This is a genomic window from Lactobacillus apis (genome assembly GCF_002837055.1).
In the GTDB taxonomy this organism is placed as follows: domain Bacteria; phylum Bacillota; class Bacilli; order Lactobacillales; family Lactobacillaceae; genus Lactobacillus; species Lactobacillus apis.
This window is the reverse complement of the sequence record NZ_PDKP01000001.1, coordinates 69659-81429: the sequence shown is the minus strand read 5'-3', so window position 1 is coordinate 81429 and position 11771 is coordinate 69659. Positions and strand designations below refer to the sequence as shown.

Annotated in this window: 9 protein-coding genes; 2 read left to right on the top strand and 7 right to left on the bottom strand. The window is 38.3% G+C overall.

Annotated features, from left to right (window positions below):
- Positions 1 to 134 precede the first annotated feature (134 nt).
- Together CRG87_RS00495 and CRG87_RS00490 are read left to right on the top strand one after the other, a co-directional pair.
- Positions 135 to 848, top strand: a complete 714-nt coding sequence (locus tag CRG87_RS00495; RefSeq protein WP_074425647.1) for a Bax inhibitor-1/YccA family protein — start codon at positions 135 to 137, stop codon at positions 846 to 848.
- A gap of 226 nt (positions 849 to 1074) precedes the next feature.
- Positions 1075 to 2082 (top strand): choloylglycine hydrolase family protein, encoded by a 1008-nt coding sequence (locus CRG87_RS00490; protein WP_074425648.1) that lies wholly within the window; start codon positions 1075 to 1077, stop codon positions 2080 to 2082.
- A gap of 61 nt (positions 2083 to 2143) precedes the next feature.
- On the opposite strand, the gene CRG87_RS00485 is transcribed toward CRG87_RS00490, so the two are convergent.
- From CRG87_RS00485 to pcrA, 7 genes are read right to left on the bottom strand one after another with little or no spacing between them, the layout of a single operon-like run.
- Positions 2144 to 3064, bottom strand: coding sequence for a diacylglycerol kinase family lipid kinase (locus CRG87_RS00485; RefSeq protein ID WP_046306347.1), 921 nt, complete (start codon positions 3062 to 3064; stop codon positions 2144 to 2146).
- A gap of 30 nt (positions 3065 to 3094) precedes the next feature.
- Positions 3095 to 4525, bottom strand: coding sequence for an Asp-tRNA(Asn)/Glu-tRNA(Gln) amidotransferase subunit GatB (gene gatB / locus CRG87_RS00480; RefSeq protein ID WP_046306345.1), 1431 nt, complete (start codon positions 4523 to 4525; stop codon positions 3095 to 3097).
- A 3-nt stretch (positions 4526 to 4528) separates the two neighbouring features.
- Entirely contained in the window at positions 4529 to 5968 is a 1440-nt protein-coding gene (gene gatA, locus CRG87_RS00475) for an Asp-tRNA(Asn)/Glu-tRNA(Gln) amidotransferase subunit GatA (RefSeq protein WP_074425649.1), read from the bottom strand.
- Positions 5968 to 6270, bottom strand: coding sequence for an Asp-tRNA(Asn)/Glu-tRNA(Gln) amidotransferase subunit GatC (gene gatC / locus CRG87_RS00470; RefSeq protein WP_046306342.1), 303 nt, complete (start codon positions 6268 to 6270; stop codon positions 5968 to 5970). The genes gatA and gatC overlap by 1 nt, the downstream gene beginning before the upstream one ends.
- A 12-nt stretch (positions 6271 to 6282) precedes the next feature.
- The gene (locus CRG87_RS00465; protein WP_074425730.1) at positions 6283 to 7422 is read right to left on the bottom strand and encodes a CamS family sex pheromone protein; all 1140 of its coding nucleotides are present in this window, start codon (positions 7420 to 7422) and stop codon (positions 6283 to 6285) included.
- A 13-nt stretch (positions 7423 to 7435) separates the two neighbouring features.
- Positions 7436 to 9448: an NAD-dependent DNA ligase LigA gene (gene ligA / locus CRG87_RS00460; protein WP_074425650.1), complete on the bottom strand. Its 2013-nt coding sequence runs from the start codon at positions 9446 to 9448 to the stop codon at positions 7436 to 7438.
- 43 nt (positions 9449 to 9491) lie between these two features.
- Positions 9492 to 11738 (bottom strand): DNA helicase PcrA, encoded by a 2247-nt coding sequence (gene pcrA, locus CRG87_RS00455; RefSeq protein WP_074425651.1) that lies wholly within the window; start codon positions 11736 to 11738, stop codon positions 9492 to 9494.
- Positions 11739 to 11771: the final 33 nt, after the last annotated feature.

Sequence of the window (11771 nt, the reverse complement as noted above, 5' to 3'; positions counted from 1 at the left end):
TACTAAAAAAACTGGTTAAAGTAACGGCATTGCTCATTCTTAACATTGATTTAATTTACAGCAAGATCGCTTCACTCTTTACTCAAACTGTGTTAGGTTTATTATTAATCTTATTTATAGAGAGGACGTTAATTATGAATGATTTTGATACAAATTCTAATAAGCGACAAATTCACAGTATTTCTGAAACCAATGGCTTTTTAACCAAAATGTATTCACTAATGGCTGTAGCCGTATTGATTTCGGCCTTAGCGGCTTACTTAACAATGACCGTTTTCAGATCTGCAGTAATGAATATGCCTGTAGCTATGATGTGGCTCATTTTGCTAGTTCCACTTGGTTTATCAATGGGGATTAGTTTTAATGCTAACCGTAGTCCGATTGCTAGCATGATTATGTTGGCCATTTTATCTATTATCTATGGTTTTGAGTTCGCATTAATTGCTGGTTTTTACACCGGCTCTCAAATTACTACTGCTTTTGTTTCATCAGCAGCTGTCTTTATTGCAATGGCACTCTTTGGTACATTTACCAAGAAAGATCTATCTAATTGGAATGCCTATCTAGGTGCAGCTTTAACTGGCTTTTTAGTATCTTGGCTTGTTAATATGTTTTTAAACAGCCCAGCAGTTACATACATATTTTCATTTATTGGTGTAATTATTTTTACTGGTCTAGTTGCTAGTGATGCTAACAAAATGAAAATCATTTATAGCCAATACGGCAATCAAGTTTCAACTAATGGCTTAGCTGTTCTTGGCGCATTGCAACTTTACCTTGATTTCGTGAACATCTTCATGTTCTTATTAGAAATTTTTGGTGGTAGCGGCAATAGCAGCAATAACTAATTTGAAGCTAACCTAACTATTTAAAGACTTTGTCACTTAATCAGGTGGCAAAGTTTTTTTATGCTCAAAAAGCTCCATATACAATTATGATGAGTAAATTGTTATTTTTCTTTAATGTTTTTCTTAATATAGCTTGAATTAAGTCTCTAACACTCTTATACTTTTAACATATACATTAATTTATATAAATATTTTTTATAAAGCTAATTAAGCAGGAGGTTGCAATATGATTGGTTGTAGTAGCTTTACACTGGAAACAAAGGATCATAAACACCTATTGTCACGAACAATGGACTTTATGATGGAAATGGCAGAACAAGTTGTCTTTGTCCCAAAAAACAAAACTTTTGCCGTTTCTTATGATGATAAAGAAGAAATCACTAGTATGCATGCTTTTATCGGTATGGGCAGCATTCAGGAAGTTGATAATGCACCAGTAACTTGTGATGGCGTTAACGACGCTGGTGTTACTGCTGGTGTCCTATACTTCCCTGGCTATGCAAGCTATAAGGAAAAGGCTACAGACAACACTTGGGCTGTTTCACCAGACAAAGTAATTTCAGCTGTTTTGTCTCAAGCTGCTTCACTTGCAGAAGTTAAAGAGTTATTCGACGAGAAGATTTCAATTGTTAATGAAGCTAGCGTGACTTTGAAAGTTGTTCCACCACTACACTTCATTTTCTCCGATACTTCAGGCAAGAGTTTAATTGTTGAACCAGAAAAAGATGGTGTTCATGTTATTGAAGACTCAATCGGTGTTATGACTAACAGTCCTGACTACCACTGGCATGAAACTAATTTACGTAACTACCTATCTGTTCAGCCAAAGCAACATGAAGATATTGAATTTTTGGGTAAAACATTGAAACCTTTCAGTCAAGGCTCAGGAACATTTGGCTTACCTGGTGACTTTACGCCAGTTTCACGTTTTGTCAGAACAGCTTTCATGAAGAACAATGTTGAGCAACCAGCAGATGAACTTTCAGCAGTTACTCTTTCTCACCATATTTTGGAATCTGTCAGCATCCCTCGTGGAATTGTCGTTACTACTGACGATACATTTGACTACACTTGCTACACTGCTTATATGTGTGCTGAATCAAGAAGTTACTACTATGCAACTTACGGCAACCAACGAATCAGATGTGTAAGATTAACTCCTGAATTGGAAAAAGAAACTGATTATCGTGAATTCAAGGTTCAACCAAAAGAAGACATTGATTACGCTAATTAATTAAAAATAAGCAATAAAAAAAGATCGCTCGTTTATAAGCGATCTTTTTTGTATTTGCGTTTTATTCTCCAACAAAGAATTCAATTCGTTGCTGTAAATTTTTAAAAGTAACTGGACAGTAATCACCAATTTCACCATCAAGATTGACTGGTAGCTTTTGTCCTAAGCTTTTACCTACCAGCTCAATCTTTAAGCTACGGGTTTTAGTATAAATAATATCCGGATCATCAACGTGCTTACCGTTCATGGCTAAAGCCATCAGTTTCAACAGTTTAACTGGCTCAGATGGCTTAACAATAATCAATTGAAACAGTCCATCACTAAGCTCTGCATCAGGCATAATTTGTTCAAAACCACCAATTGAATTAGTCATACCCAATAATAGCATTGATAATTTACCCTCATACACACCAGCATCATAGGTAAGACGTAGTTCATTTTCAGTCAAATGAGGTAACATCTCTGCTCCCTTGATTAGGTATGCAGTATAGCCCAAAGCTGATTTGACTTCGGAAGGAACATCGTAAGTTAGTTCTGTTAACGAGCCACAAGCGGCGATATTAACAAAATACTGTCTATCCTCACCAAATGTTGCTTCACCGATATCCATCTTACGGGTTTTATTGTTGAGAATGACCTTAGTTGCACCTGATATACTATCACGCGGTATGCGCAATGCACGAGCATAGTCGTTAGTTGTTCCTGCAGGAATAATCGCCATTTTTGGACGCTGTTCCAAAAAGGCAATCCCATTAACAACTTCATTGATTGTGCCGTCACCACCAGCTGCAACAATTAAATCAAAGCCAGCTTTGGCTGCACGCGTTGCTTCTTTTTGAGCACTTTGCTTTTCAGGTGTTGTTCGATAAGCACTTGCTTCATAGCCTGCTTGCTCTAACACGTCTAAGATGTCAGCGACATTCTTGGGCATCTGTTCGTGACCAGATACAGGATTATAGATTAATCTTGCTTTTTTAGTCATAGTTACTACCTTATTACTTAAAAATTGACATTAACGTTTTTGCAATTCATCGTTTAGCAATTGGTTAATCACTTTAGGATTGGCTTTACCACGAGTTTGCTTCATGATTTGACCAACTAAGAAGCCAATTGCACGATCCTTACCGTTCTTGAAGTCTTCAACGGATTGTGGGTTGTTATCAACGACTTCCTTAACCATTGGTTCCAAGACACTAGTATCAGATAACTGAACCATTCCTTGATCTTCAACATATTTCTTCGGATCAGTTCCGTTAGCAATTGTTTCAGCAAAGACCTTCTTAGCAATCTTGGAAGAGATGGTACCATCTTTAATCAACTTGATCATTGCTGCCAAGTTCTCTGGAGTCAACTTAATGTCAGCAAGTTCAACACGGTTATCATTTAGGTAACCATTAACTTGGGTGTTCATCCAGTTGGCTGCTAATTGAGGATCAGCACCGGCAGCAACAGTTTTATCAAAGAAGTCAGAGCTTTCCTTTGTTTGAAGAAGAACATTTGCGTCATATTCCTTCAAACCGAATTCATTGACGTATTGGTTGTAACGTTCTTCAGCCGAACGAGGTAAGCTGGACTTAATTTCTTCAATCCATTCGTCACTGATGTGATCAGGTGCAATATCTGGTTCAGGGAAGTAACGGTAATCTGCGTCACCTTCCTTAACACGTTCCAAAACAGTTTTACCAGTGGCTTCATCAAAACGACGAGTAGAAATTTGAACACGACCACCCGAAAGCAAAACTTGAGCTTGACGTTTTTCTTCGTATGCGAGTGATTTACGTACGTGTTCAAAAGAGTTAAGGTTCTTCATTTCGACCTTGGTACCAAGTTCCTTTTGACCAGCAGGTCTAATTGAGATGTTGGTATCAACACGCATTGAACCCTCTTCCATCTTAACGTCGGAAGCACCAGTGAATTGAACAATTTTACGCAATTTTTCCAAATATGCATAACCTTCATCAGGATCAGAAATTTCAGGTTCAGAAACAACTTCTAGAAGTGGAACACCTTGACGGTTTAAGTCAACATATGAAAAACCGTTAGTTCCGTGAGTGTTCTTACCGGCATCCTCTTCAATATGCATTTCGTGAATACCAATACGTTTCTTCTTACCATGTACTTCGATTTCAACATAGCCATCACGAGCAAGTGGTTGGAAGAACTGCGTAATCTGATATGCCTTCGGACTATCTGGGTAGTAGTAATTCTTTCGGTCAAAGTGTGTTGTTGGCAAAATATGTGAGTGCGTTGCTAAAGCAACCATAATTCCCAAACGGTAAACATCTTTATTAACGTATGGTAAAACACCAGGCATACCCCAGTCGATTACGTTGGTTTCTGTGTTAGGCTTTGCACCATAACTAACTGGTGAAGGTGAGAAAATTTTACTCTTAGTTTTTAATTCGAAGTGGACTTCGAATCCAATTGTTGATTTAAAGTTCATTAATTAATCCTCCATTCCAGCTGGTGTTTTTTCATAAAACTTATTGTTACGTTCAATGAAGTCTGCAACTTGGAAAATGCTACCTTCATCAAAGCGCTTAGCCATCACTTGCAAACCAACTGGCATGCCATCAACAAGACCAGCAGGCACACTAGCAGCTGGAATTCCAGCCAAGTTAGCAGAAATGGTTAAAATGTCGTTATTGTACATTTTAATTGGATCAGAAATTTCACTACCAATGTTAAATGCAGGCGTAGTTGTGGTTGGCCCAACAATTACATCGTTATCAGCAAAAATCTTGTCAAAATCATTGCAAATCAATGTTCTAACCTTAGAAGCTTGTCTAAAGAAGCGGTCATATGAACCAGCTGATAAAGCAAACGAACCTAGCAAAATACGACGTTGAACTTCTTCGCCAAAACCTTCTGAACGAGATTTTACATATACATCCAACAAGTTCTTGGCATCTTCAGCACGGTAACCATAACGAATACCATCAAATCTCTGAAGATTTGATGAAGCCTCACTTGAAGCGATAATGTAGTAGTCAGGAACAACATATTTTGTTAATGGTAATGAAACTTCATTAATAATTGCACCAGCATCCTTTAAAACATCAATTTGTTTTTGGATTACTTCATGCATCTCACCATCAACGGCATCCATGTATTCTTTAACCACGGCAACACGCAAGCCCTTAACGTCCTTACCAATATACTCTGTAAAGTCTGGTACTGCTCTTGTAGAAAGAGTTGAATCATGATCATCTGCACCAGCAATAACGTTAAGAACTTGTGCTGAAGTCTTTGCACGTTTACTCATAACACCAATTTCATCAAGTGATGAAGCAAAGGCAATAAGACCCCAACGTGAAACACGACCATAAGTTGGTTTAATACCAAAAATACCGTTAAAAGCTGAAGGTTGACGAATTGAACCACCAGTATCAGAACCTAGTGCAGCAACTACTTGACCAGCAGCAACAGCTGCAGCTGAACCACCAGAAGAACCACCTGGAACCTTATCAAAGTCCCATGGGTTATGAGTAGCACCAAAATATGAATGCTCTGTTGAGGAACCCATGGCAAATTCATCCATGTTAGTCTTACCAACAAAGGTGACATGAGCCTTCTTCAAGCGATCAATAACAGTTGCGTCATAAACTGGAATATAGTTATCCAAGATATGACTAGCTGCAGTTGTTTTGACATCTTTAGTGATGATGTTGTCCTTAATGGCAATTGGAATACCAGCTAATTTATTATTAGCAAAATCCAAGTCTTCATCAGGCTTTGCATCTTCTTGAACTGTAATCCAAGCATTTAGCTTTTCATCAGTCTTCTTAATATTTTCAACGGTGTCTTGCGCCAATTTGTCTGCAGACAAAGTTCCTTGGGCAAGTTTTTCATTTAATGAATCAATATCTTCGTTTAAATAGTTCATTACTCGTCCTCATCCTTATTAATAATTACAGGAACCTTGATAAAGCCATTGGCCTGTTCAGGAACATTTTTCATTAATTCTTCACGAGTTTCCCAGTGCTCAGGTTTATCTTCTCTAAACACAGTATCACGATCAACTACTTGTACTGTTTCTTCAACACCTTCAGTATCAACTTCTGATAATTGATCAGCCATGTTGATAATTGAGCTCATTTGCTCGGTAACTTTACCTATCTCTTTTTCATCAATTTCAAGTCGCGATAATCCCGCAACGTGCTTAATTGTTTCTTCTGTAATTTCCACGCATATACCTCCTTATTCGCCGCCATAAATATGGACTTGATAACTACTATCTCCTGATTCTTTCGCAACCAAGGCTTGAATATCATTAACAGAACCGATCTTTATTTCAAGAGGAACATTGTTAGGCAGATATTTTTTCGCCGTGGACAGAACAAGACGAGTAAAACTCTGAATCTGTTCATAACCATAAAATTGAGTAGTAATTGAAATATTTTCTTGAACCAATTTCCCGTTTTCATAACGCAATGATGCTGTCACACCACTAATATTTGGAAAATAATTTTGAATTGATTCTTTAAAACTGTTAAAGCTGGATGCATCGTTACTGTTGATTGCTTTTTTACCACCAATCGTCGGTAACACTTCTGTTTGGGTATTAATAGTTTTCCATTTAGATATTTTACTACTATTAGCAGCCGCTGTCCCGCTCAAAAAGTAAGTTCCACTGACCAGTGAGTCCTTACTCTCTTTTGAAAAAAGGCCAATTGTGATTGGAATATTCTTCAAAGCTTTTTTCTTGCGCAAGCGTGTCACAATTTCTTGGGCTATTTTTTGCCCATATTGCTTTTGGTTTGAACGTGAGATGGCCATTTGATATTCAGGACCATCTTTTTTCTTCTGGTAATAATCAACCGAATTAATTGCTAAGCCAATGCTCATCCCTGCAATGTGATAACTTGAACCTGAACCATTCAAAAAGTCTTGTTCAATTATTTCTTCAAGATAATATGGATTATATTTTTTCTTTGAACCGAGTTCAGGGTTAAGCCCTAAAGGATTGCTCTTCGCTTTACGTCCCAGCCAATCATTGGCTACAGTCGTATTAATATATTGTCCCTCTTGGAAAACATAAGAATTAGGTGAATATACACCCTTCGAAATTTGAACCAATCCACGTTCAAGTTCACGCGTATCAACTGAATTATCATTACTGGTTGCAGTTAAACCAGTAATTGGACTAGTTACATAGTGACCATTTTTTAACAATACTGTATAGCCATTGTTACCAGTTTCGGTGGTTTGATAGGTTTTAGTATTCGTATTTGTTGAAGTTTTGGCATTATTAGCCAAATTGGAATTTTTCAGATTCCCACAAGCACTCAAGCTAAGTGCCGCCCCTAAAACTGCTATTATCTGTAAATACTTTTTCACTTTAATTGTTCCTTTATTTAACTTGAGCAACTGCTTCTTCCTCAGTTAATAACGCTACACCAAGCTTTTGGGCCTTAGTATACTTAGAACCTGCATCCTTACCATAAATTACATAATCGGTTTTCTTTGAAACTGAACCAGTCACTTTTGCACCTAAAGCCTGTAATTTTTTCGTAAATTCACTTCGCGTGAAATGGGATAGTGTTCCAGTTAAGACAACTGTTTTACCCTTAAAGTAATTGTCAGGAATGTCTTCAATTTGCTCTTCTGTTTCACCCAAGTAATCCATATTAACGCCACTAGCTTGCAATTCTTTAACTAGTTCAACCACTTCATCCTGAGCAAAATAGGTTGTTAGCGATTCAGCAATTGTCATACCTATTGTATCGATAGCAGCAACCTCTTGCACGTCAGCTTCCATAATCTTTGCCATATTTTTAAACTTTTGCGAAATTAAACGGGCTGCCTTTGCACCGACATGATCAATTCCTAGACCAGTAAGCAAAAGTTCAACAGAATTACGCTTTGAATTATTAATTGCTGTTAACAGATTATTGATAGACTTATCTTTAAAATGATCAAGCTTAGCCAAGTCACTTGCTTGCAAGTGGTATAAATCTGCTACGTTATGAACAAGATCGTTAGAAATCAGTTGACGCACAATTTTGGGACCTAGTCCATCAATATTCATTGCTGGCCTAGAAGCAAAGTGCGTAATTTCCTCTTCCATCTGTGCTGGACAAGATGGGTTCACACAACGTAAAGCCACTTCATCTTTTAAGTGAATCAATTTCTCGCCACAAGATGGACATTCAGTAGGAATTGGATATGGTTCAGAATCCTTAGGCCGTTTGGCTAACACAACCTCGGAAATTTCAGGAATGATATCGCCTGCCTTGTGCAGCATAACGGTATCACCAATCCGTACATCCTTTTGTTTTAACAAATCTGCGTTGTGCAAAACGGCATGTGAGACCGTTGTTCCAGCAAGTTGTACTGGGTCCATTATAGCAGTAGGTGTTACAACACCGGTGCGACCAACCGTCCATTTAATTTCATGAACCACAGTTTCCTGTTCTTCAGGCGGGAATTTATACGCAATCTCCCAACGCGGAATTTTAACCGTGTTGCCCAGTTCACTTTGCAAACCAAGGTCGTCAACTTTTAAAACGATACCGTCAATTCCATAAGCAAGTGAATCTCTTTTGGCTGTATATTCGTCGATAAAGTCAAAGATTTCATCCATCTTTGAAAGACGACGACCTGTTAAATCAGTGTGAAAGCCTAGATCCGTCATTTTTTCAATTGCTTGGTGCTGACTAGTAATTTCTTCAGGAGGATTAACCCAAGTGTAAATATAGGTGCTCAGATTGCGATGCTTCGTAATATTGGCATCAAGCTGGCGCAATGAACCCGCAGCAGCGTTACGTGGGTTAGCAAAAGTTGTTTCACCTTTTTCATCACGCTCTTGGTTTAACTTCGCAAAAGCTTCTTTTCCCATGTAACACTCGCCGCGGACCTCTGTCGTGAGTTTTTCGGGCAAGGTTTGTGGAATATCGGAAATAAAACGTGCATTAGCCGTTACATCTTCTCCAACTTGGCCATTACCACGGGTTGAAGCCCGCATTAATTTACCATCTTGATATTCAAGGTTAATTGATAAACCGTCAATTTTAAGTTCAACGTTATATGCAACCTCATGACCAACTTGCTTTTGCACCCGTTCATCAAATTCACGTAATTCCTGTTTCGAAAAAACATCACCCATTGAAAGCATAGGAATCTTGTGCGTAACTTTGGTAAATTCACTACCGATTTGTCCACCCACTCGCTGAGTAATTGAATCCTGCGTTACGAGTTGGGGAAACTGTTGCTCAAGTTCGACCAAACGCTGATAGTTTTGATCATAAACATTATCTTCAACTTCTGGTGCATCATTGGAATAATATGCGTTAGCCCATTCGTCAAGTTTATCTCTGAGGGAAGCAACTTCTTTTCTAGCCTCATCAAGAGTTAAGTCTGCCATTTTGTTCCTCCTGATTAATTTTTATTTATGTTTTTCGCTTTAATTATACCTTTTTAATAGGAGCAAATGCTGCTAGAAGGCGTTTAATTCCTTTATTTGGAAACGCAATATCGAGCTCCATGTCTTCGCCTTCGCCGTTAACTTTCGTTACAACGCCGTGGCCCCAAGCTTTATGTTCAACTTGATCGCCAACATTCCAGCCCTTCTTTTCAGCACCAATTGCACCACCAGCAGGTTTTGCCTTTGGTGTGTAAACTTGAGCACGCGCACGTTCATCAACGTTAGCAAAAGGAGCTGTTTGAACTTGGAAATCACTATTTCCTACACTCTCTGGAACTGAGTTTTGCATGTCAAGATCATCGACATCAATTTCTTCCAAAAATCTTGAAGGTGGATTGTTTTGCATCCGACCAAACATCATTCTGGAATAAGCATTGGTCAAAAAGAGCTTTTCTTTGGCTCTAGTAATTCCAACATAGGCAAGTCTGCGTTCCTCTTCTAATTGATCGTCTTCTAAAAGGGCACGAGAAAGTGGGAATAATCCATCTTCCATCCCTACCAAAAAGACCACTGGGAATTCCAAACCTTTAGCTGCATGCAAGGTCATTAATGCGACCTGATCATCATTATTTTCTAAATCATCCTGATCACTTAACAATGAAACTTCTGCTAAAAAGTCGCTTAAAGCGTTAGCATCATCTTCTTCAGGTTCATATTGATCGTCAAAACGCTTAGTAACTGAAAGAAATTCATCCAAGTTTTCTAGTCTTGTTTCTGCTTCAATTGTATGTTCTGCCTTAAGCGCATCTGTATAGCCAAAATCCTGCAAAATCTTTTCGGTTAGGCCTGTAACACTATGATCTTTGGCATATTCAATTGCATCACGTAATTTAGCACCAAAGTCACTCATTTTAGCTGCAGCACGGGTTGAAATGCCTGATATATTAATGTGCTTAAAAGCGTCGATCAATGACAAGTTGTTTCCTTGTGCGACATCCATAAATTTGTCAACACTAACACGACCAATTCCCCTTTTTGGCGTATTGATGATACGATTAAAACTCATTGAATCGTTTGGATTAGCAACCAGCTTGAGATAAGCCATGATGTCCATAATTTCTTTTCGATCGTAGAACTTGTGACCACCCACAATTTGATATGGGACATTTGACTTCACAAAAGCTTCTTCGACTGTTCTTGACTGGGCATTGGTCCGATACAAAACAGCAAAATCTTTGTAGGAGCGGTTATTATCATCAACTTCATCTTGAATCTTGGAAATGATAAAGTGAGCTTCATCGTCACCACTTTGGGCACGGTAATAAGTAATCTTTTCGCCATCGCCCTGATCAGTCCACAAGTTCTTTTTCTTGCGATTACGATTATTGTCGATTACTGCGTTGGCTGCGGACAAAATATGACCAGTTGAGCGATAATTCTGCTCTAATTTGACAGTTTGAACTCCAGTATCACGGTAATCATTTTCGAAGTTCATGATGTTTTCCATATTGGCGCCACGCCAGCCATAAATAGACTGATCTGCATCACCAACAACACAGATATTCTTATATTGTGCCGCTAATTCATGACATAATTCATATTGTGCTTGGTTAGTATCCTGATACTCATCAACGAGCATATAACGGAATTTATTTTGATAATAATGTAAAACTTCAGGATCTTTTTTAAAGAGAACCAATGTCTGCATAATTAAATCATCAAAATCCATAATTTGGTCATGTTTCAACCGTTTTTGGTATTCCTGATAGACTTTAGCAGCCATTTTTTCAAAAGGTGATGCAGCACTATCCTCAAATGCTTGTGGCGTTAAAAGGTCATTTTTAGCATTTGAAATGGCAGACAAGATACCTCTGGGTTCATACATTTTAGGATTAATGTTCAGTTCTTTTTCAATGTGCTTAACCAAAGTCAATTGTTCGGCTGAATCCGCAATTGAAAAATTACGACCATAACCTATCTTATCTGAATCACGCCGTAAAATACGGACACATAAAGCATGGAAAGTTGACATCCAAATATCATTTGCGGCAGGACCAAGGAGTTTTTGTTCACGCTCGCGCATTTCGCTGGCTGCCTTATTGGTAAAAGTAATTGCCAGAATATTCCAAGGCAAGACTTGTTTTTCTTCTACTAAGTAGGCAATTCGTCTTGTTAATACGGAGGTTTTGCCTGAGCCTGCACCAGCCACAACCAAGAGTGGACCCTCTGTCGTTTTTACGGCCTCTTTTTGTTGCGGATTTAATCCTGCCAAAATCGATTCTTCGCTCATTATAATTCCCTTCACAAATAAAATTATGTAACT